This window comes from Pandoraea pneumonica, assembly GCF_049918595.1.
GTDB lineage: Bacteria > Pseudomonadota > Gammaproteobacteria > Burkholderiales > Burkholderiaceae > Pandoraea > Pandoraea pneumonica_A.
Window position 1 is genome coordinate 1,151,392 of the sequence record NZ_JBNCRZ010000002.1, and the last position, 21,830, is coordinate 1,173,221.

Here is a 21,830-nt window from a genome sequence, read left to right on the forward strand (position 1 = left end):
AGTTACTGCGAAATGCGCTTCACGTCATCCGGCTTCCACGTTTGATCGAAGAACGCCTGCTTCGGGCTATACAGTCGCAGGATGATGAAGTAGCCCTTGTCGGGCACGGTCGGCACCCAGTTCGCTTCTTTCCCGGCGGGTGCCTTGGGCCCGAAGAAAAGGTCGTACGAGCCGTCGGCATTCGGCGCCGGCTTATCCATCGAATTAAGGGACGGCAACGGATGCCCGTTATCCAGACCCGACGCCGTGATCGGGTCATAGACCGTCACCGACCAGAAGTTGGCGGCGGGCACGTTGGGCGGCAAGTGCAGTTGGTACGTCGCGCCGCCTTGCAAGTAGTTGCCGTCCGAGTCACGCCACGTCGACGGGTACTTGGCGCCCTTCTCCACCATGTCCACCACCATGCCTGGACTGGCCGCATAAGCCGTCGTGAAGTACGCATTGCGCTGAATCAGGTTCGTGAACGTGCCGCTCGCCTGGAAGTTCGGATTCTGCCCCGCGAACACGTTCTCCCATTGCCGGTCCGGATAGTAGCGCCCGCCCGGCTGGGTGCTCAGGCCATCCCAGATCTCCGTCTTACTCATCTTGAACGCCGTCCGCGCGGCCTTATCCAGCAGCTCACGTTGCCGTGCCGTCGGCTGGAACGGCTTTCCCTTCTGTATACCGATCGCCGCCATCATGCCGCGCCAATCCATATCCGCCGGGTCGACACGCTCCTGCTCGACAAAGCGCGCCAACATGTCGAAGTACGCACCATCGTGCGCAAACAGCATGTTGGCCGGATCGGTCGAGCCGTTCGGGAATTTCATCGGCGTGGCCGCATCCCGTTTGCCATACGGATAAATATGCGTGGCAGCAACCAAGTCGTTGGCAGGCTTCAAATCCTTCGGGTCGGAGAAGAACACCCGGAAGAAGACCAGCACGTTGTCGGTGCGCGTTCTGTAGACGTAGTACCCCTTCGGTGTCGGACCCTTGTAGTCCCAAGGCACGATGAGGTACTTGCCGCCCTTGCCAGCATCAGGGCCCACAAACCCAAAATCGCCGCTGTAGGCTTTGCCAGCGATGGTTGGGCCGGTCAGCGGGCGCTGGAAAAAGTCGTCGAGAATACCCTGCGTGTTGGGTGGAACCTCGACGACGATCGGACCGTCCTTGGCCACATTCACGTACCCCATGGCGTAAAGGCAGTCAGAGTTCGGCGTGGTCACCTTCGTCTTCGCATTGAGCCGCTGCTTCCACACCGGCAACACGTTGTACCCGGCACCGTAGGTCTTCTCCGAGCCCTCCTTCATCGCGTACAAGTTCACAGCGGGAAGCGACCACAGGTAGACCTGCACGGCTCGCTGGAAATACAACTCCTCGCTGAGTGCCTTCGCCGACTCGGCCGTGGGAAAGTCGCCCGCAAACGGCGCGGTCGCCAGCGCATCGCGACTCGATTCCAACGTCTGCGAGAGTTGACTCTGCGCCAAGGCGCTCCCACCGTAGCCCGCCGCACTCGCCACAAATACCGACATGACGCAGCACCAGAGACGCGACAGTCGCAGCTTATTCGGATTCATTCTTTCACCTCGTTGAAGTCGAGACGCATTAGGTCAGTTGAAAATCGTTGAGCTTGAACGCCTTCGTGTTCAGCGCCTCAGTCGGTCCATAAAGCCGCATCGCGGGCAGCGGACGCCTGCCCGACGTCGGAATCCAGTTCGACTCCAGCCCGGGGGGCGCCTTGGGACCGACGTACAGCGTCACGCCACCGTCGGCATTTTTCTTCATCGTGGGGAGGTCGTAGGACGATAGCGTCGTGCGGTTGGACTCGCTGTAGATAAACGCATTGGTCGCCCGGTCGTAGACGGTGAGCGCCCAGAACTGCTTAACAGGCATCTGCGCTGGAACGTCGAGCTTGTAGGTCTTCCCCGCCTCAAGAAGCTTGCCGCTGCTGTCCGCGAGCGCCATCAAATACTGCGTGGCCGGGTCGGCGCCCAGCACCTGCGGCATGTAGGTGCACCAGAAGTACTCGGCGGCGCGATTGATCAGATCGATGCGGTCGTCGTAGACGAAGGTGAACCGCTTGTTGTCATCGGCCTGTAGCAATGAGGCATAGTGCCGGTCGGGCCAGAACAGCTTCTCCTTCGGGAAGTGGTCGTACCAATATTGCAAGTAAAACCACGCGTCGATCGCCGCCTGGCGCATGGCCTTCTTCGCGACGTCGTCCGGCGTAAACGGCTTGCCTTTCTGAATGCCGAGCGACGTGAGCATGCCCATCATGATCTTGTCGTGCGGGTTGACGGGCTCGACGCTCATGATGGCGTGCATGTCGTCGAAATGGCGTTCGTCGAAGAACGGCAACGTCGGGTAGCGCTCGGCAATCGGGTCGATGAAACGCTGCTTCGGCGGGTTGGTGGCCTCCGATAAGTAGTACATGCGCAGCCGCTGCGCATAACGGTAGGCATCGGTCGCGCTCTTGCCGGGCGCACGCACCGAACGAAACGCTAGTGCAATTCTGAAATTGGGTGAGGCGACGTGAAGATAGCCTTTGGGCACGGTGCCTTTGTAGCCGGGCGCAGTGAAAAGGAATTTCGCCCCTTTGCCCTTGTCCAGCCCGGACGGCCCCACATCCGCGATCGTAAATTGCCAGGCGTCGACGACCTGACCGTAAACGCTTCCCTCGGCACTGGCGGCGGGCACCTCCAACACGACGGGGCCCTTTCTCAAGTCGGTAAATGCCGTGATGTACGGCGTGGTGCTATTCGCGGTGATCGCTTCCAGCTTCGGTGTGGCGGGCGCGGAATAAGAAATGATGTCGTTGTCTTTGACACCCAAGTTATCGAAGGCCGCTCGCCGGAAGCTATAGATGGCAATCGCAGGCATGTTCCACAGCACGGCTTCAAACGCCCGCTGATATTTGATCTGGTAATCGAAGTCTTTGATCGATGCGGATGCCCCCGCTGGTGGCTGTCCGCCAAGGGGCTGCATCGCACTGCCTGCCCCAATCGCGAGTGGCGTCGAAGCGCCTTCGGTGCCCTCGGCGGCCACCTCGGAAACGCTGCCGGCGGTCGCAATGCCTGCGACCATTGCCATGCTCGCCCGATGAAAGTCTCTGCGTGAAATGGTCATCGCTATGCCCTTGAAGCTCATTACCGTTCATTTGTCGGGAATGCCGCGCGAGATACACGCAGCCATGAAAGGTTCGGATACTTCAAGACGACTTTCTACTAGGGGTTGGGGCAACGGCGTTGCCCTGATGGGCAATACCGTGGGGGCCGATCGCTAATTTCGGTAAACTAGCGCTTTGCAGGACGCCCGGCGTCCCGCCGCTTATACCGCCCGCCCATGTCGAATACCCACGAAATCCGCCCCGGCCAGTCCATCGAGCTGCTCAAGGAACTCCATATCCTGACGCGCGACGGCAAGATGAATCAGGACAGCCGCCGCAAACTCAAGCAGGTCTATCACCTGTTCCAGTTCATCGAGCCGCTGCTCCAGGAAGTCAAAACCGAAAAGGGCCGCGTGACGCTGGCCGATCACGGTGCGGGCAAGTCGTACCTCGGCTTCATCCTCTACGATTTGTTCTTCAAAGCGCTGGCGGACGACTCGCACATTTACGGCATCGAAACCCGTGAGGAACTGGTCAAGACCTCGCAAGCGTTGGCCGCGCGGTTGGGCTTCTCCGGCATGTCGTTCCTCAACCTGTCCGTGGCGGACTCGATTACGTCACCGGCGCTGCCCTCGACCATCGACGTCGTGACCGCCCTGCACGCGTGCAACACCGCCACCGACGACGCCATCCGCTTCGCACTCGCCAAACAGGCACGCCACATCGTACTGGTGCCTTGCTGTCAGGCCGAAGTGGCGGGCGTGCTGCGCAAGCACAAAGGCAAGCAATTGGCAGGCAACGCGCTGACCGAAATCTGGCGTCACCCGCTGCACACCCGCGAGTTCGGCAGCCAGATCACCAACGTGCTGCGCTGCCTGCAACTGGAAGCGCATGGCTATCACGTCACCGTCACCGAGTTGGTGGGCTGGGAACACTCGATGAAGAACGAGCTGATCATCGCGCAATATAAGAATCTGCCGCGCCGCCGCCCCGCCGAACGTCTGGAAGAAGTGCTGGCGTCGCTCGGACTGGACGAACTACGCGAGCGCTTCTCCACCGAGCCGGTGGTGGTGAGCGCCTAACCTGCCGAGATGCTTTCGCACGCGCGGCACGGTCTGCAAGCACCTCGCGCACGCGCACTCGGGGGGATATCACTCACGAACACGGCGATATCGTCCAACACGCTCGTGAACTTCCTGAGCGGCAAGCCGAGCGCCCCCAGCAACAGCAGGTGCCCGAGGCCATATCGGCGCACCTGCACGTTGCCGCCCATGTCGCGTATCCGGTCTGCAAAGCGAAAGGTATTGCCAGGATCGACCAAAGTGTCACGCGTCCCAACGCCTAACCACATTGGCGGCTCGTGTCCGGACACAAATCGGATCGGTTGACTCTCGTCGCGCACGCCCTGCGGGAATATTCGTCGCAATACATCACTTTGCAGCGGCAGAAAATCGTACGGCCCGGCAAGCCCGATCACACCGGCAATTTCGCCCGGATCAACCGCGGCGGCACACAGATATCGGGTGTCTGTGGCCAGTAACGCCACGATCTGCGCGCCGGCTGAATGTCCCATCAGAATCAAACGGCTCGGATCGCCGCCAAACGCTTGGGCATGGTCACGCGCCCAATGCACAGCGAGCGCTGCATCGTCCATGAATGTGGGAAACACCACTTCGGGATACGTCCGGTAATCCGGCACCACAACGAGATATCCGCGTGAAGCAAGCGCCTCACCCACAAAGCGATATTCATCGCGCTCGCCGCTCTGCCAGCTTCCGCCGTAGAAAAACACCACCACAGGACGACTCGCATGGCCGATGGCTCGGTTTGTCGGGACGTAGACGTCGAGTTGTTGCCGGGCAACGTCTCCATACTTAAGGCCCGTCGTCACCTGATAGGTAAAACGCGGTGTCCACGCGTTCACGAGGTGCGCGGGACTGCATGCGCCAAGCGCCGCACCCAGCGTGCTCGCAAGAATCGCCTTGCTGAACAAAGCACCCGGCATATGGCCTCTCCCTTCGCCATTCGGATTGTGGGGGTGTGCCGAAGGCATCTCGTGCCCTGCACCGGTGAACGTACGGCTGACGATTGCGATTGGATGCAAGGCAACCGCGAAGCGCGATGGGCTATGACACGTCGCGTTTCCTGCGTGTCCCGCAGATGACGAATCAATAACGTTCAAATCCCGCCGCGCTGGTAACCCGGTTGCTCAAACGGGTGCGCCTGCGCAAACGCCGGAAGCTTGAAGCATTGCTTCCCTAGCGCGGCGACCTTCGGGAACGCGACGAGATCCATGTCGTACACATGGGCCAGTGCAATCTGACCGGCGACACCGATATCGGCAACGCTCGGCGTCTCTCCCAACGCAAACGGGGCAGCCGGGCGCAACGTCAGCAGTCGCTCGTACGTTGCCAGCCCTTCCCTCACCCAATGACGGCACCACGCCTCGATGGCAGCGCCGTCGGCGTCAAACACCCCCGCGAGCTGCTTGCGCACGCGCGGCACGGTCAGCGGGTGAGCATCGGCGATCGACACAAACGCCAATGCCCGCGCGTAAGCACGATCTTTCACATCCACCGGCAGTAAGCGCGGTTCGGGGTACGTCTCGTCGAGATACTCCATGATCGCCATCGACTGAAAAACACGGTGACCATTGTCGACCAGCGTCGGCACCACATGCTCCGCGTTGACCTGCGCGTAGTCAGCGTCAAACTGCCTCCCCGACAGAATGTCGACCTCAATTTCCTCGAACGGCAGTTGCTTGAGCGCAAGCGCGACACGAACGCGAAACGCCGCATTCGATCGCCAAAAACCATAGAGCTGAATTGTCATCGGATCGGTCCTTTTTTAACGATTGCAACTGCAATCGAGCGCATCATGCCACCGCACAATTGCAATTGCAATTGCAATTGCAACTCACTGGAATCGACGGACCCTCGCACGCGATTAACGATTCCTTGACATTGATTGACTTATCAAATACTGTTCAGGCAATTAAATCTTGTCGTTGAGTTTGATGTGACGCATTACGACCGCAACAACTTCCATTTGACGCAGAGTGTCGGGTTCTATCTCTCCAAGGCGCGCAACCTGTTGGCCGCCGAGTTGGATCAGGCGCTCAAGCCGCTCGACATCACTGGGCCGCAAATGGGCATCCTGCTAACACTGGGGCACAGGCAAATCTCTACCCCGCTCGAACTGAGCAAGATGCTCGCGATGGATTCCGGCTCGACCACGCGCATGCTGGACAAGCTTGAAACCAAAGGCCTCGTCTCCCGGCACCGCAGCACTGACGACCGCCGCGTGGTGAATCTGACACTGACCCCGGCCGGTAAAGCCGTCGTCGAGCAGATTCCCGACATTGCGCCGGGCGTCCTGAATCACCGTCTGGCGGGCTTCTCGGCCGAAGAGTTCAAGCAACTTCTCAACTTGCTCAAAAAATTCACGGGCGACTGACCCGCGAGTTTTTTTCTGGATTTATCTGACATGTCAGACATTGATGCGGCAATCACTCCACCGTCCAGGCCAACGCCAGCCCCACGTCAGAATGCGGAGCTGCCACCGCTCACCGGCGGCAAACTGGCATTGGCCAGCTTCGCCGTGGCGTTGGCAACGTTTATGAATGTGTTGGACTCGTCCATCGCGAACGTCGCCATTCCGACCATCTCGGGCAACTTGGGCGTCTCGGTCGACGAAGGCACGTGGGTCATCACGCTCTTCGCGGCGGCGAATGCGGTGTCCATTCCCTTGACGGGCTGGCTCACGCAACGCGTCGGGCAAGTGCGGCTCTTCGTGATATCGATTCTGCTGTTCGTCTTCTCGTCATGGCTGTGCGGTATCGCGCCGAACCTGCCGACGCTACTTGCCGCACGCGTGCTCCAAGGGGCGGTCGCCGGTCCGATGACGCCGCTCTCTCAAGCCATCCTGCTCGGCTCTTACCCCAAACAAAAAAGCTCGACAGCCCTCGCCCTGTGGGCGATGACGGCCACCGTCGGCCCCATTGCCGGGCCTGCGCTCGGCGGCTGGATCACCGACAACTACTCGTGGTCGTGGATCTTCTACATCAACATTCCGGTAGGGCTGTTTGCTGCGGCTGCGACGTGGATCGTCTACCGCGACCGCGAATCCGAGCGCCGTAAGCTGCCGATCGATGTGGTGGGCCTTTCGTTGCTGGTGACGTGGGTCGCAGCGTTGCAGATCATGCTCGACAAGGGCAAGGATCTCGACTGGTTTCATTCGCCCGTCGTCGTTGTGTTGGGGCTGGTCGCGGTGATCGGGTTCGCGTTCTTCCTGATCTGGGAATTCACCGACAAACATCCGATTGTCGATTTGCGACTGTTCAAGGGCCGCAACTTCCTCGCCGGCACGGTTGCCATCTCGGTGGCCTACGGCATCTTCTTCTCGAATCTCGTCGTGTTGCCGCAGTGGATGCAGCAGTACCTTGCCTACCCTGCCCTGCAAGCGGGTCTCGCCACCGCACCGCTCGGGGTGTTCGCCGTGCTGCTCACGCCGGTGCTTGGACGCATCATCCCGAAAAGCGATCTCAGAATTCTCGCGACGCTGGCGTTTCTGGGCTTTGCCGGGGTGTTTTTCATGCGAGCGCAGTTCACGACAGGCGTCGATATGCGCTCGCTCGTGTTGCCCACGTTATTGCAAGGCATTCCAACCGCGCTCTTCTTCGTGCCGCTGACGGCGATTCTGCTCTCCGGTCTGCCACCGGAGAAGATTCCTGCGGCGGCTGGCTTGTCGAACTTTGTCCGGACGTTCTGTGGCGCCGTCAGCACGTCGCTTACAGCGACTGCATGGAGCGACCGCACCATCCTTCATCACGCACGGCTGACCGAGCAGATTGTCGTGGGCAACCCCTCCGTGCAAGCCACCCTCGACACGTTGCAAACGACCAAGGGGTTCACGTCCGCGCAGGCGTTGGCGTTCCTCGAGAACAGCCTGAACTTGCAAGCCGTCATGCTGGGGCTGGACGACATCTTCTGGATTTCCGGCGTGATCTTTATCCTGATCATTCCGTTGATCTGGCTCACCAAGCCCGACCGGAACGCCGCGAGCGGACCTGTGGCCGCGCACTGAGACGCTGTCTCGGTTCATTCGATTCACCGCTGTTGTTTAATTTCCATGTTTCGACTATATTCGAAACATGGAAACGAATAACGCCCTTGAAGCGCTCTCCGCGCTCGCTCATCCGATCCGATTGTCGGTTTTTCGCCTGCTGGTGCAAGCGGGACCCGACGGCCTGCCAGCGGGCCGCATCGCCGAGTCGCTCGACATGCCGGCCTCTTCGCTGTCGTTCCATCTCAAGGAACTGCACCGCGCCGAACTGCTCGCCAGCCGCCAAGACGGCCGCTCCATCATCTACATGGCGCAATTCGAGACCATGAATAGCCTGCTCGGGTATCTGACGGAAAACTGCTGCGGCGGTGTCGTCTGCTCGCCGACGCTGGTTTGCACGCCCCCGACGAAGCCGAAATCATGAGCGCCGTACAACCTTCTGCACCGGCGGCTAAGCCTGCGGCGATCGGTTTCTTTGAGCGTTACCTGACCGTTTGGGTGGCGCTGTGTATCGTCGCGGGCATCGTCCTCGGTCAATGGCTGCCCGGCGTGTTTCGCGCGATCGGTGCCATGGAAGTGGCACAGGTCAATCTGCCGGTCGGCGTGCTGATCTGGGTGATGATCATTCCGATGCTCATCAAGATCGACTTCGGAGCGATGGGACAGGTCACTAGTCATTGGCGCGGCATGGGCGTCACGCTGTTCGTGAACTGGTTGGTGAAGCCGTTTTCGATGGCGCTGCTGGGCTGGATCTTCGTGCGGCACCTGTTCGCCCAGTGGTTGCCCGCCGATCAACTCGACAGCTACGTCGCTGGTCTTATCCTGCTCGCCGCCGCGCCCTGTACCGCAATGGTCTTCGTCTGGTCGCAGCTATGCAAAGGCGACCCGTACTTCACGTTGTCGCAGGTCGCGCTCAACGACGCCATCATGGTCGTGGCCTTCGCACCGGTCGTTGCGCTGCTTCTCGGGCTGTCGTCGATCACGGTGCCGTGGGACACGCTGGTGACCTCCGTCGGACTCTATATCGTCATCCCGGTAGTGCTGGCGCAGATCGTTCGCCGCGCGCTGCTTGCTCGTGGCGAAGCGAATTACCGACGTGTCGTCGGCGCGTTGGGGCCGTATTCGATCGTCGCGTTGCTCGCCACGCTTGTGTTGTTGTTTGGCTTCCAAGGCAACGCCATTGTCGAACAACCGCTAATTATCGTGCTGCTGGCGGTCCCCATTCTTATCCAAGTGCTGCTCAATTCCGGGCTGGCGTATTGGCTTAACCGTAAGCTGGGCGTGGCGCACTGTGTCGCCGGACCGTCTGCGCTGATCGGCGCCAGCAATTTCTTCGAATTGGCCGTGGCAACCGCCATCAGCCTCTTTGGTTTTCAGTCAGGCGCCGCGCTCGCCACGGTGGTGGGCGTGCTCATCGAGGTGCCCGTCATGCTCCTCGTGGTCGCCGTCGTCAATCGCTCGCAACGTTGGTACGAAACCCCATGACCGTCACGATCTATCACAACCCGACCTGCGGCACGTCGCGCAACACGCTGGCCATGATTCGCAACGCGGGCATCGAGCCCACGATCGTCGAATATCTCAACACGCCGCCTGATCGGGCCACCTTGCAGGCGATGATTCGCGACGCGGGGCTGACCGTGCGTGAGGCGATTCGAGAGAAAGGGACGCCTTACACCGAACTCGGCCTCGACGATACGTCGCTCGCTGACGATCAATTGCTCGACGCCATGCTCGCGCATCCCATCCTCATCAACCGCCCATTCGTCGTCACGCCGCTGGGTGTACGGCTCTGCCGCCCGTCCGAGTTGGTGCTCGATATCCTGCCGTCGCCGCAGCAAGGGGCGTTCACGAAAGAAGACGGTGAAGCGGTCGTCGACTCGAAAGGCCAAAGACTCCGATGAATTCCGAAATGCCCAATGTCAGCGGCTCGGCACTCGACGTGCCGGACCTTCGCAAGCTCGAACCCGTCACCGTCAGCACCCACGCGCCGCGCATCCTTCTGCTCTACGGCTCGCTGCGCGAGGCTTCGTATAGCCGGAAGTTGGTGCTAGAGGCGGAGCGCATTCTCCAGCACTTTGGCGCGCAAACGCGCGTTTTCGACCCGCATGGTCTGCCGATGGCGGACAGCGTGTCGGCAGATCACCCCAAGGTGGTCGAGTTGCGCAAGCTCTCCGAATGGTCGGAAGGACAAGTGTGGTGCAGCCCCGAGCGGCACGGCACATTGAGTGCCGTTTTCAAGAATCAGATCGATTGGCTGCCACTGGAAATGGGCGGTATTCGTCCGACACAGGGACGCACGCTGGCCGTGATGCAGGTTTGCGGCGGCTCGCAGTCGTTCAACTCGGTCAATGCATTGCGGGTACTCGGGCGCTGGATGCGCATGGTGACGATTCCCAACCAGTCTTCGGTGGCGAAGGCTTATCTGGAATTCGATGAAAACGGCCGCATGAAACCCTCGCCGTATTACGACCGAGTGGTCGACGTCATGGAAGAACTGTTCAAGTTCACGCTGCTGGTACGGGATCGCAGCGACTACCTGACCGACCGGTATAGCGAACGCAAGGACGCGGCGCCGGCCACGGCAGCTGCACGCGTGGCCGTCACACCTGAGTGAAAACCGTCACTTCCCGCAGACTTTCATGTCTGCGGGCTTGCCTTCGCTATAGCAGTTCCGGCTTTCGGTGCCGCCTTTGTAGCTGACCGACAGTCCGTCAGGCTTCCCGCTCGCATCCGCCTGATCGACGGAGATCAACGTCGAGCCGATATAGAAAGCTTTCTCAAGCCGCATACCGTGCGCGGTCTTCACGGGTTTTTTCAAGAAGATTTTGGCGCCGTCGCCGGTGACGAGAATCGTTGCGCTATTCATAAAGTCGCCGACTGGGGCTTCCGCGCTGCTGGTAATCGCCTTCGTCGGCACCGGTGCTGGCGCGCCGTCCGCCGGAATATCAACCGATTTACGCAGTTCCTGGCGATGCATCAGTTTGCCGTCGGCAATCTGTGCCACTACGCGCCCCGTCTGCTGGGAGCGGCCTCGATAGCCCGGACCCCACGCCTCGCGCACCGCCTCGTAGACCAGTTCGACTTGCCCGTCGAGCTTGCCCTGTTTGCACGCGCCCATTACCGGATGAATACTCACGTTGCTGTACCGATGGCCATAGCCCGCCGGTCCATCGCCCGCGGCGTAGTCGGTCGCGCCGGTCAACGACGTCAACATTGACGCCGGGACCGGACAAGGCCATTCGGTGGATTTCGCCGCATCGACGTAGAAGAACACGTCCTGCGCGTCGGCATAGCGCTGATATTGGCTGTCGGCCTCTCGCAGCAACTGCATTTGCGTGGCGTCCTTCACCGTGGGCAACTGCAACGGCTCGGCCTGCGCACCCGCGCTTGCGAATAGCAAACTCGCCGCAAACGCCCCCAACAGATTTCGTGCCACATCGCGTCGTTGTACTGGCATCTCACACTCCCTGTGGATTGACCTACAGACTTACGAATTTCGGCCCGACTACCGGCGTGTTGTCGTCCGCCGCTTTTTCATCACACTACGAAACCATGGGCCCGCGCGCAATGCTCGCTTTCCGGGGGATCAGCTTGACCTATCCACGTAACGCACTGCTATACTCCGCACGATGAAATTCCTGCGGATTTGCTGCCTCTTTCTGCTTTGTGCCGTGCTGCCCATTAGTGGGCTGGCGGCCAGCGGCTTGACCGGCGCTTGTCCGATGCAGATGACGCCGTCGGCCGACGACGGCGCAATGGCCATGGACATGGCCGGCTGCGACTCCATGAAAGCCCCTGACGGCGTCAAACTCAAGGCGCCGTTCTGCAAGGCGACCGTCCAGTGCCAACTGGGCAGTCTCTATCACCCCATCGAACTCCCCTCGGCCAATCGGCCCTTCGGTCCCATGACGGCCGTCACGTTCGCCTACGCCGATTCGCTTAGCGTGCGCGCGCCCGACGGCCCGTGGCGCCCACCCACTTCGCTCTGACCCCAGCTAGCAGTTAATCAAGGCTCGCCGCGTTTGCGGCGAGGTTGCTCCATACGGAGCGCGAATCCCTATGGGGTTCGTCGATTCGGGGTTTTACCATGCATCCGACACCCGGTGCGGCCACTCGTTGGCGCACCCGGACGCCTATGTGCGTCCTCCTCATTGCGCTCGCGCTGAGCGGCGCGATTTCACCTAGCGCATTCGCACAAGCGTCCCGCGCAACATCCGCCGCCCCATTCACGCTTGCGGCCGCGCTTCAGTCTGCCCTAGCCCGCTCTGCGAGCATGCAGGCCGCGCAAGCCTCTGTGCGCTCAAGCTCGGAAGCCGCCGTGAAGGCCGGGCAATTGCCCGATCCAACGCTCAAAGCTGGCATCGATAACCTGCCGGTCAATGGCGACCAGCGGTTCACCATCGGGCAAGACTTCATGACGATGCGCCGTATCGGCATCGAGCAGGAATGGGTCTCGTCCGAGAAACGCCAACTGCGCAGTGCCCTTGGCAATCGCATGGTCGATCGCGAGCGCGCGGCGTATCTGACGCAAGTCGCCAACGTCCGGCAACAGACCGCCAGCGCGTGGCTGAACGCCGCCTACGCCAAGCGGGCCGTCGCCTTGCAGCAAGCGCTAGTGATGCACATGACGCACGAACTCGACGCAACGAAGGCGTCGTATCGCGGCGCCAAAGCGTCCGCTGGCGACGTGGCACAAGCGCAAGTCATGCTCGCGCAGGCCGAAGATCAACGCCTGAAAGCGCAGCAAGCCCTCCAATCCACCCTCATCGCGTTGTCCCGATGGACGGCAGCCCCAGTCGCAGATGTGGTCGGCGACCCGCCCGCTGCGGACTCGGTCGTGTCGTCGCTGCCGCCCGAGCAGTTAGACCGCGTGCAACCCGCGCTGATTTCCGCCGAAGCGGATATTGCCGCTGCCGACGCCGACACCTCCGTGGCAAGGAGCGAACGCACCCCGAACTGGAGTTGGGAAGTCGCGTATCAGCAACGCGGCGGCCAGTACTCGAACATGGTGTCGGTCGGCGTGAGCATTCCGCTGCCCATCCATCGCGGCAGCCGACAAGACCGGGACGTGGCCGAAAAAGCCGAGTTAGGCACCCGCGCCCGACTCGTGTACGAGGACACCCAACGGCAAGTGCAAGCCGACATTCGCAACCTCGCCACCCTCATCGAGAACGGCCGCGAACGCCTCGTCAACCTGAACGGCACGCTCCTGCCCGCCGCCGACCAACGGGTGCAATTAGCCACCGCAGCCTACCGGTCGGGCACGGGCGCGCTGACCGACATCTTCGCTGCGAAGCGTGCGCAGTTGGACGCGCAGTTGCAGCAGTTGGACGTGCAACGTGACGTCTCGCTCGCGTGGGCGCAGCTCGAATATCAGGTGGTGCCGCCCAGCATGGCGGCGGACCAATGAGGGACTCGACGATGAAAAAACAACCATGGGTTATTGCCATTGGCAGCCTTTTTGCCGCAGCCGCACTACTCGGTGCAGGCTATTTCGCGGGCAAGCGCGACGCCGCGCCGATGCCGTCGAATTCGACCCCGTCAGCATCGATGGCCGACGGGAACGCCGCGCAGTCCACAACAAACACGGCGGACCGAAAAGTGCTGTATTGGCACGACCCGATGCAGCCGAATCAGCATTTCGACAAACCCGGCAAGTCGCCTTTCATGGACATGCAACTGGTACCGGTGTATGCCGACGAAGCGGGCACAACCGGCATCAAAATCAATGCCGAGCTACAGCAAAATCTCGGCATCCGGTACGCCACCGTCCAGCGCAAAGCGGTGAGCGAAACCTTCGAGGCGGTGGGCAGCACGCAGTTCGACGAGTCGCAGGCGGACGTCGTGCAGTCGCGCGTGACCGGCTATATCGACCGTCTGTATTCCAGCGCGCCGATGCAACGCGTCAAACAGGGGGCACCGATTGCCTCGTTGTACGTACCGGACTGGCTGGCACCGCAGGAGGAATATCTCGCCCTGCGGCGCAGCCGTATGGACGAGAACATGTTGTCGGCAGCCCGTGCGCGCATGCGCGCGTTGTCCGTACCAGACGCCGTGATTTCAGCCTTGGATCGAACTGGCAACGTGCAGACACATATCGTCTTGCCGTCGCCACGCTCGGGCGTGCTGACCGAGTTGAACGTGCGCAACGGCGCGATGGTCACGCCGGGGCAGACGCTGGCCAAGGTCGCGGGACTTTCGACGCTATGGGTCGTCGTGGAAATTCCCGAGGCGTTGTCCGCGCGCGTGCAGCCAGGCATGCGCGTCGACGCCACACTAGCCAGCGACGCGTCGCAGCATCTCACCGGCCGGATTCGCGAAATTCTGCCCGGCATCAACCCGAACAGCCGCACGTTATCCGCCCGTCTGGAAATCGATAACACCAACGGCAAGCTCACCCCCGGCATGTGGCTGCGGGTTCGGATCAGCAGCCAAGCCACCGCATCCCGTTTGCTTGTGCCATCGGAGGCGGTCATCGCCACGGGTAAGCGCACCGTCGTCATCGTGCAGAACAGCGACGGTCGCTTGCAGCCGGTCAATGTCACGATCGGCAACGACTTCGGCGACGACACGGAGATCGTCAGCGGACTCAGCGAGGGGCAACGCGTCGTCGCGTCAGGCCAGTTCCTCGTCGATTCCGAGGCCAGCTTGAAATCGGTGCTGCCTGCCGTGGATGCCCGTTCGCCCACACCCCCAGATAACTCTGCCAGCGCCGCTACGGCATCCACGCCCGCCACTGCGGCACAGATCTACGAGACCACGGGCAAGGTCGAATCCGTCACTGCTGACGGCATCACGTTTTCGCACCAGCCAGTGCCCGCACTCGGTTGGCCCGCCATGACGATGTCGTTCGGCAAAGCATCGCCCAACGCGTTCGCCGATGTAAAACCGGGTCAGACCGCGCACTTCGCCTTCAAGCAGACGGACGACGGCTTCCAGTTGACCAAGGTCGAGCCGATGAGCGGAGGCAAGCCATGATCGCCCGCATCATTCGCTGGTCGATTCACAACCGCTTGCTGGTCTTGCTCGCGACGGTGCTCGTCGCGGCATGGGGCGTGTATTCGCTCGCCCGCACGCCGCTCGACGCCCTGCCCGACTTGTCGGACACGCAGGTCATCATCAAGGCGTCGTATCCGGGCAAAGCCCCGCAAGTCATCGAAGATCAGGTCACCTATCCGCTGACGACCACGCTGCTCGGCGTGCCGGGGGCGAAGACGATCCGGGCGTATTCGTCGTTCGGCGATGCCTTCATCTATGTCTTGTTCGACGATAAAACCGACCAATACTGGGCGCGCTCGCGCGTGCTCGAGTATCTGAATCAGGTGCAGAGCCGTTTGCCACAGGGCGCGACGGTCGCACTGGGACCGGATGCGACCGGTGTCGGCTGGGTCTACGAGTACGCCCTCGTCGATCGCACCGGCAAACACGATCTCGGCCAGTTACGCGCCCTGAACGACTGGTTCATCAAGTTCGAGCTGAAGTCGGTGCCCGACGTCGCCGAGGTGGCGTCGCTCGGCGGCATGGTTCGTCAATACCAAGTCGTGCTCGATCCGGACAAGCTGCGCGCTTACGGCATTACGCATAGCGCCGTGATCGATGCGTTGTCCAAGGCCAATCAGGCGTCTGGCGGCTCGGTCGTTGAAATGGCGGAATCGGAGTACATGGTCCGCTCGACGGGTTATCTGCAAACACTCAACGACTTCCGCCACATTCCCTTGCGCAGCGACGATGCTGGCACGCCGGTCATGCTTGGCGACGTGGCACGCATCCAGATTGGCCCGGAAATGCGGCGCGGCATTGCTGAGCTCAACGGCGAAGGCGAAGTCGCGGGCGGCGTCATCGTCATGCGCTCGGGCAAGAACGCGCTAACCACCATCGAAGCCGTCAAAGCGAGGCTGGCAGACCTGAAGCAGTCGCTGCCGCCGGGCGTCGAAGTGGTCTCGACCTACGACCGGTCGCAGTTGATCGAACGCGCCGTGGACAACCTCAAAGACAAGCTGATCGAAGAGTTCATCATCGTCGGGCTGGTCTGCGCGGTGTTCCTGTTCCATCTGCGCAGCGCTTTCGTCGCCATTTTGTCGTTGCCGCTCGGCGTGCTGGCCGCGTTTATCGTCATGCGTTATCAGGGCGTGAACGCGAACCTGATGTCGTTGGGCGGTATCGCCATCGCCATTGGGGCGATGATCGATGCGGCCATCGTCATGATCGAGAACGCGCACAAGCATATTGAAGCGTTCGAGCACGAGCACCCGGGCGTACCGCTCACGGGGGCGAGGCGATGGCAGTTGATTGCCGAGTCGGCTGCCGAGGTCGGACCCGCCCTGTTCTTCTCGCTGCTCATCATCACGCTGTCGTTCATCCCGGTGTTCTCGCTCGAAGGTCAGGAGGGCAAACTCTTCTCGCCGCTCGCCTTTACCAAGACGTACACGATTGCGGCGGCGGCCGGGCTGTCGGTAACGCTGGTACCGGTGCTGATGGGTTACCTGATTCGCGGGCGCATTCCTCACGAGGCGTCGAACCCGATCAACCGCGTGTTGATACGGCTCTACCGCCCGTTGCTGGAGCACACGTTGCGGCGTCCGTGGGTCACCATCGGCATCGCCGTCGTGGCGCTGTTGCTGACCGCGGTCCCCATTTCGCGGCTGGGCGGTGAATTTTTGCCGCCGCTCGACGAAGGTGACCTGCTGTATATGCCTACGGCGCTACCGGGTATCTCGGCAGCCAAAGCGACGGAATTGCTTCAGCAAACCGACCGCCTGATCAAGACCGTTCCCGAAGTCGCCACGGTGTTCGGCAAATCCGGGCGCGCCGACACGGCCACCGACCCCGCGCCGTTGGAAATGTTCGAGACCACGATCCAGTTCAAGCCGCGCAGTGAGTGGCGGCCAGGCATGACGCCGGAGAAACTGGTCGACGAGCTCGACCGGACGGTGAAGGTACCGGGGCTGTCGAACGTCTGGGTGCCGCCGATCCGCAACCGGCTCGACATGCTCTCGACCGGCATCAAGACGCCCGTCGGCGTGAAGATCTCCGGACCGGACCTCACACAGATCGACAAGATCGCCACGCAGGTGGAAGCCGCCGTCAAGCCGGTACCGGGGGTGACTTCTGCACTGGCCGAGCGACTCAACGGCGGCCGATATATCGACGTGAACGTCAACCGGCAGGCCGCGGCGCGCTACAACTTGTCGGTGGCCGACGTGCAGTCGGTGGTGTCGTCGGCGATTGGTGGCGAGAACGTCGGGGAAGTGATCGCAGGCCGGGAGCGTTTTCCGATCAACGTGCGGTATCCGCGCGAGGTTCGCGATTCGCTCGAGTCGCTGCGGCAACTGCCAGTCGTCACCGACCGGGGCGCACAGATCCGGTTAGCCGATGTGGCCGATATCACGCTCGTCGACGGCCCGCCGATGATTCGCAGCGAGAACGCCCGCCTGTCCGGCTACGTGTACGTGGATATCCGTGACACCGACCTTCAGTCGGCGGTCACGGCCATGCAGCGCGCGGTCGCCCAAAAGGTCGTGTTACCGCCGGGGTATTCCATTGCGTGGTCGGGGCAGTTCGAGTATCTGGCGCGCGCCGCGGCGACCTTGCGCACGGTGATTCCCGTGACGCTTGCCGTCATCTTCATTTTGTTGTTCCTGACCTTCAATTCGGCGGCAGACGCCGCGTTGCTCATGCTGACGGTGCCGTTCGCACTGGTCGGCGGGTTCTGGCTCATCTGGATGCTGGGGCACGCCGTGTCGGTCGCGACGTCGGTCGGCTTCATCGCGCTCGCGGGCGTGGCGGCGGAATTCGGCGTCGTCATGCTGCTGTATTTGAAGGGCGCGCTCGAGCGGCGTGTCGCCCTCGGCGAGCCCATGAGCGAAGCCATGCTCAGAAACGCGATTCGCGAAGGCGCTGTCCTGCGCGTCCGGCCGAAAGCGATGACGGTGGCCGTCGTGCTGGCCGGTCTGGTGCCCATCATGATCGGTCACGGCACGGGGTCGGAGGTCATGCAACGCATCGCGGCACCGATGGTCGGCGGCATGATCACGGCCCCGCTCCTGTCGATGTTCGTCATCCCGGCGGCGTGGTTCCTGCTTCAACGCCGACGCTTCAAACACGCCGAGCATCCCCCCACTGAAACCCCAACCCCTGTGGTGACTTCCGGCACGCAAGTGCCTTCCATTCCTTCTGGAGAAATGCAATGAAGATGAAATCGATGACCTTACTGGCGATGGCCGCACTCGCCACCAATGCCACTGTGGCCCTTGCGGCTAGCGACATGGCTAACATGCCCGGCATGGCGATGTCGCCGCCGGCGCAGGACGCCAAAGCCGTTGCGAACGCGCAGCTCACGGATGCCGTTGTGAAGAAAGCTGACCCGGCCACCGGCATGGTGACGATCAAACACGGGCCGCTGGAAAATGTCGGCATGCCCGCGATGACGATGGCATTCAAGACCCGGGACGCGGCAATGGCCGCTCAGGTGCACGAGGGCGACAAGGTCAAGGTGCGCGTGGAAAACGTGAACGGCACTATGACCATCGTCAGACTGGAAAAGCAGAAGTGATGCGCTAGGTGACTGGCGGCGTCCCGCAATGGGGCGCCGCCGCTTGCTTCAGTATTGCGCTCAGAGCCGGTCGCACTCGTCTTTCGGCGTTGCCCCGGCTTCGCTGCGCGACTTGGCCTGTGTGATGTTGCTGTTGGGCGGCACGTCTTGCGTGAGCCAGACATTGCCGCCGATCACCGAGCCCTGACCGATGGTTACGCGACCGAGAATCGTCGCGCCCGCGTAGATGACCACGTTGTCTTCCACGATCGGATGCCGTGCAAGGCCCTTGCGCGGGTTGCCGTCGTCGTCTGCCGGGAAGCGTTTGGCGCCGAGCGTCACCGCCTGATACACGCGCACTCGCTGGCCCAGAATCGCCGTCTCGCCAATCACCACGCCCGTGCCGTGATCGATGAAGAAACCCGCACCGATCTGCGCACCGGGGTGAATATCGATCCCCGTTTCCGAGTGAGCTTGCTCGGCAATGATGCGCGCGAGCAGCGGCAATTCGAGCCGGTACAGCTCATGCGCGAGCCGGTGGTGAATCATCGCCAGAATGCCCGGATAGCACAGCAGCACTTCGTCGACGCTGCCCGCCGCCGGGTCGCCTTGATAGGCGGCCAGCACGTCGCAGTCAAGCAATTCACGAATCTGCGGCAAGCGCTCGGCAAATTGCTGAACCGCCGTATGGACGCGCTCTGCCACAAGCGCCGCATTCATGTCGGCGTCGTGCCGGTCTTTGTAGCGCCACTCCAGCCGGGCCTGCTCGGCCAAACCGTTCAGGGCGGTGGCAAGGGCATGGCCCACGTAATAGTTCTCGCCCTGCTGATGGAGTTCGAGCGGGCCAAGGCGCATGGGGAACAACACGCCCTTGAGCAACCCGACCACATCGGCGAGTCGTTCGCGCGAAGGGAGGTCGCGCCCACCAGGCTCGAGAAAACGCCGCTGCCGGTCACGCCAGCGAACGCGTGCGGCGTGCAATGAGGTCACGACGTCGTCAATGTCAAACGCTGCCACGAGTGAAGCTCCTGCTGATGGAATTGCCGTCCATAGTAATGAAAAAACGAATAACGCGTCGGCCGCGCCCCGGCCTCACGCCCCGCCCGTCGCGGCGACATGATCGATTCCTGGCAGACCGGCCCGGGCGGCATCCCTAAGCTTGGCCCCTACTCTCGCCCCCACGTCTATTCCCAATGCACGTCCCCCGCGCTGGCTCACCGAGCCTAGTCTCCTTACCGTCATCGCAATGCGATTCGCCCCGGACGTCTACGGCTTCCCTTGCGTCATCGACCGACGACCCCATCGGCGGACCCCATATCTCAGGTGAAGCGGCGACACGGCATGTCGCGCTGGCCCTGCTCGATGAGGCGGCAAGTCTGTCGACAGATGACCCGAACGACGCACAGATGACGCGCGACGGCGATGGCGACGTCATGCAGGAGATCAATCTGCAAGACCGCCTAAGGGCGCACGCGCTGCGTTGTGAACATTTGCCTTCGCAGGACATCAGCATTGCAATGCCGGGCATCCCCGCCGATGCCGAAGCAACCTCGCCCGGCCGATATGTGACTGTGCTCGCCAGTGCCAGTGGCGTCGTTGACGGCGTCGCCGCTACGCTATGCGGCGTGTCGTCACAGTTGCCCTCACCGGCTGCCGCCATCTTGTCCGCTGGGTCGAGCGCCGCGCTCTGGAGTACCGGCGCCCTCCTCGCCGAAGCCAGCAACTTCGCCTCGATCGGCTACGACAAGCTGGCGGGCATAGCCAATTGGCTCTCGTTCAGCGCGGGTGCGGCCGGTCTGGTGGCGACGCGCACGTCGGAAAACACCGCGTCGTATGCGGGCTATACCTCGTCGGCACTTTGGGGCATGGGGGCCGTCGTCAACACGGTACAAGCGGCGCTCGACACCTCCCGCAACCATTGGAGCCGAGGCTTTCAGATGGCGAGCGGTGCGCTCAACTTAAGTGCCTCTGTGTTGTCAGGCATGTCGGTGCATGCCGCCGACAACGACGAGTCCGACCGCGCCGCTTGGTACGCGCTGGCCTCCTCCGCCGCATGGGGCGCGGGGTCGGTCATGACGCTAGCGTCCGTCTCGATGTCGTCGGCACCCCCCGCGCAGGCATAACGGGTCCCAAGTCGGCGTCCAAAGTCATATCGGTGCTATGCGTAGCAGAAACTACGCATAGCACTGTCCCCTTGGTGACAGATCGTCACCGTCCCTGTCTTTCACAATGATTCCGTCACCCCTGCAAGTCGGCTGACGCGATGCCCTCGCTGATATCTCGCAGTGCCGCCAGATCGAGCAGCGTGATGCGTCCGTAGCGGATGTGCACGATCCGATGATCGAGAAACCACCGGAATTCCCGGTTGAGGTACTGACGCGAGGCCATGAGCAGCGCAGCAAGGTCTTCCTGCGACAACCGCAAGCTGAGCGTGATGCCCGCTGCCGAGCCATCGGCCTCGGTCGCTTCGGGTACGCCGTAACGCTTCGCAAGGGCAAGTAGTTGATACGCCAGGCGTGCGCGAAACGGCGTGAGGCTATGACGCCCCAGCCGATCGTGAAGACCGCGCGCACGACCGGCAATGAGCCGCAGCAGTGAAGCCGTGAGCGTTGGATGGCGCACGAGTTCCGCATTGAGCGCATGGGCAGGAATATGGAATAGCCGCGTGAGACCGCGTGCGCGCTGATTGTGCACGGAGGTCTCGCCGGTCAGCACCGCAATGAAATTGGCGACTTCGCCGGGCGGAATGAAGTCTTCGACGGCACGTCCGCCATCGGGACTCGACCACTCCCATTCGAGCACGCCGCAGAGGATGACGTGAATGTCCGGACACGCCTCGCCCGCGGCATAGATCAACGTGCCATCGGGATACGTGCGCAGATGGCCCGCCCCGACAAGGGCAGCGAGAACGTCGTCGGGCCAGTCGCGCAACCCGGCGTTGTTGCGAAACGCGGTCCACACGATGTCGCGCTGTTGCGCCGACAGGTCGCGGCCACTCGACTGCAACGGCAGAAGGCTTGCCGCCCGATGGGAAATTTGCTGGCCGGGGTTGGCGTAGTCGGCGGGAGTTTGCATAAACGTGAGAGGCGACTGAAGCAACTGGCGCGACGCAGACGTCGCGAGTGAATCGATCACCTTATCGCGTTT

General features: G+C 61.9%; 20 protein-coding genes. 13 read left to right on the plus strand and 7 right to left on the minus strand.

Annotation, left to right across the window (positions count from 1 at the left end; all coding sequences use genetic code 11):
• Nucleotides 1-2 precede the first annotated feature (2 nt).
• On the minus strand, nucleotides 3-1,556 hold the full coding sequence (locus tag ACPWR9_RS11645; protein WP_426296795.1) for a DUF1254 domain-containing protein: 1,554 nt from the start codon (nucleotides 1,554-1,556) through the stop codon (nucleotides 3-5).
• A 28-nt stretch (nucleotides 1,557-1,584) separates the two neighbouring features.
• Nucleotides 1,585-3,069 (minus strand): DUF1254 domain-containing protein, encoded by a 1,485-nt coding sequence (locus ACPWR9_RS11650; RefSeq protein WP_426296794.1) that lies wholly within the window; start codon nucleotides 3,067-3,069, stop codon nucleotides 1,585-1,587.
• Between the two features lie 252 nt (nucleotides 3,070-3,321).
• Between ACPWR9_RS11650 and ACPWR9_RS11655 the strand changes: the two genes are divergently transcribed.
• A complete protein-coding gene (locus ACPWR9_RS11655) occupies nucleotides 3,322-4,167 on the plus strand; it encodes a class I SAM-dependent methyltransferase (RefSeq protein ID WP_426296793.1) in 846 nt (281 codons plus the stop codon).
• Here ACPWR9_RS11655 and ACPWR9_RS11660 read toward each other — a convergent pair.
• A complete protein-coding gene (locus ACPWR9_RS11660) occupies nucleotides 4,164-5,090 on the minus strand; it encodes an alpha/beta hydrolase (RefSeq protein WP_426296792.1) in 927 nt (308 codons plus the stop codon). The genes ACPWR9_RS11655 and ACPWR9_RS11660 overlap by 4 nt on opposite strands.
• A 173-nt stretch (nucleotides 5,091-5,263) precedes the next feature.
• A complete protein-coding gene (maiA, locus tag ACPWR9_RS11665) occupies nucleotides 5,264-5,917 on the minus strand; it encodes a maleylacetoacetate isomerase (protein WP_426296791.1) in 654 nt (217 codons plus the stop codon).
• A 186-nt stretch (nucleotides 5,918-6,103) separates the two neighbouring features.
• Here maiA and ACPWR9_RS11670 point away from each other — a divergent pair, with 186 nt between their 5' ends.
• From ACPWR9_RS11670 to arsH, 6 genes are all read left to right on the plus strand, one after another.
• Nucleotides 6,104-6,541 (plus strand): MarR family winged helix-turn-helix transcriptional regulator, encoded by a 438-nt coding sequence (locus ACPWR9_RS11670; protein ID WP_426296790.1) that lies wholly within the window; start codon nucleotides 6,104-6,106, stop codon nucleotides 6,539-6,541.
• A gap of 30 nt (nucleotides 6,542-6,571) precedes the next feature.
• Nucleotides 6,572-8,170, plus strand: a complete 1,599-nt coding sequence (locus ACPWR9_RS11675; RefSeq protein WP_426296789.1) for a DHA2 family efflux MFS transporter permease subunit — start codon at nucleotides 6,572-6,574, stop codon at nucleotides 8,168-8,170.
• Nucleotides 8,171-8,237: 67 nt separating this feature from the next.
• On the plus strand, nucleotides 8,238-8,573 hold the full coding sequence (locus tag ACPWR9_RS11680) for an ArsR/SmtB family transcription factor (protein WP_426296788.1): 336 nt from the start codon (nucleotides 8,238-8,240) through the stop codon (nucleotides 8,571-8,573).
• Complete coding sequence (gene arsB, locus ACPWR9_RS11685) at nucleotides 8,570-9,634, plus strand: ACR3 family arsenite efflux transporter (RefSeq protein WP_426296787.1); 1,065 nt, start codon at nucleotides 8,570-8,572, stop codon at nucleotides 9,632-9,634. The genes ACPWR9_RS11680 and arsB overlap by 4 nt, the downstream gene beginning before the upstream one ends.
• Nucleotides 9,631-10,053, plus strand: a complete 423-nt coding sequence (gene arsC / locus ACPWR9_RS11690) for an arsenate reductase (glutaredoxin) (protein WP_426296786.1) — start codon at nucleotides 9,631-9,633, stop codon at nucleotides 10,051-10,053. Before arsB ends, arsC begins: the two co-directional genes overlap by 4 nt.
• On the plus strand, nucleotides 10,050-10,766 hold the full coding sequence (arsH, locus tag ACPWR9_RS11695) for an arsenical resistance protein ArsH (RefSeq protein ID WP_426296785.1): 717 nt from the start codon (nucleotides 10,050-10,052) through the stop codon (nucleotides 10,764-10,766). The genes arsC and arsH overlap by 4 nt, the downstream gene beginning before the upstream one ends.
• Nucleotides 10,767-10,772: 6 nt before the next feature.
• On the opposite strand, the gene ACPWR9_RS11700 is transcribed toward arsH, so the two are convergent.
• The gene (locus tag ACPWR9_RS11700; RefSeq protein WP_426296784.1) at nucleotides 10,773-11,609 is read right to left on the minus strand and encodes a hypothetical protein; all 837 of its coding nucleotides are present in this window, start codon (nucleotides 11,607-11,609) and stop codon (nucleotides 10,773-10,775) included.
• A gap of 172 nt (nucleotides 11,610-11,781) precedes the next feature.
• Between ACPWR9_RS11700 and ACPWR9_RS11705 the strand changes: the two genes are divergently transcribed.
• From ACPWR9_RS11705 to ACPWR9_RS11725, 5 genes are all read left to right on the plus strand, one after another.
• Nucleotides 11,782-12,141 (plus strand): hypothetical protein, encoded by a 360-nt coding sequence (locus ACPWR9_RS11705; protein ID WP_426296783.1) that lies wholly within the window; start codon nucleotides 11,782-11,784, stop codon nucleotides 12,139-12,141.
• Between the two features lie 146 nt (nucleotides 12,142-12,287).
• Nucleotides 12,288-13,562: a TolC family protein gene (locus ACPWR9_RS11710; RefSeq protein WP_426296782.1), complete on the plus strand. Its 1,275-nt coding sequence runs from the start codon at nucleotides 12,288-12,290 to the stop codon at nucleotides 13,560-13,562.
• 11 nt (nucleotides 13,563-13,573) lie between these two features.
• Complete coding sequence (locus tag ACPWR9_RS11715) at nucleotides 13,574-15,130, plus strand: efflux RND transporter periplasmic adaptor subunit (RefSeq protein WP_426296781.1); 1,557 nt, start codon at nucleotides 13,574-13,576, stop codon at nucleotides 15,128-15,130.
• Nucleotides 15,127-18,342, plus strand: a complete 3,216-nt coding sequence (locus ACPWR9_RS11720) for an efflux RND transporter permease subunit (protein WP_426296780.1) — start codon at nucleotides 15,127-15,129, stop codon at nucleotides 18,340-18,342. Before ACPWR9_RS11715 ends, ACPWR9_RS11720 begins: the two co-directional genes overlap by 4 nt.
• Nucleotides 18,339-18,704: a copper-binding protein gene (locus ACPWR9_RS11725; protein WP_426296779.1), complete on the plus strand. Its 366-nt coding sequence runs from the start codon at nucleotides 18,339-18,341 to the stop codon at nucleotides 18,702-18,704. The genes ACPWR9_RS11720 and ACPWR9_RS11725 overlap by 4 nt, the downstream gene beginning before the upstream one ends.
• Before the next feature lie 60 nt (nucleotides 18,705-18,764).
• On the opposite strand, the gene epsC is transcribed toward ACPWR9_RS11725, so the two are convergent.
• On the minus strand, nucleotides 18,765-19,700 hold the full coding sequence (gene epsC, locus ACPWR9_RS11730) for a serine O-acetyltransferase EpsC (RefSeq protein ID WP_426296778.1): 936 nt from the start codon (nucleotides 19,698-19,700) through the stop codon (nucleotides 18,765-18,767).
• Nucleotides 19,701-20,089: 389 nt separating this feature from the next.
• Between epsC and ACPWR9_RS11735 the strand changes: the two genes are divergently transcribed.
• On the plus strand, nucleotides 20,090-20,806 hold the full coding sequence (locus ACPWR9_RS11735) for a hypothetical protein (protein ID WP_426296777.1): 717 nt from the start codon (nucleotides 20,090-20,092) through the stop codon (nucleotides 20,804-20,806).
• Nucleotides 20,807-20,921: 115 nt separating this feature from the next.
• Here the strand turns inward: ACPWR9_RS11735 and ACPWR9_RS11740 are convergent, their stop codons facing one another.
• Entirely contained in the window at nucleotides 20,922-21,818 is an 897-nt protein-coding gene (locus ACPWR9_RS11740; protein WP_426296776.1) for a Crp/Fnr family transcriptional regulator, read from the minus strand.
• Between the last annotated feature and the right edge of the window lie 12 nt (nucleotides 21,819-21,830).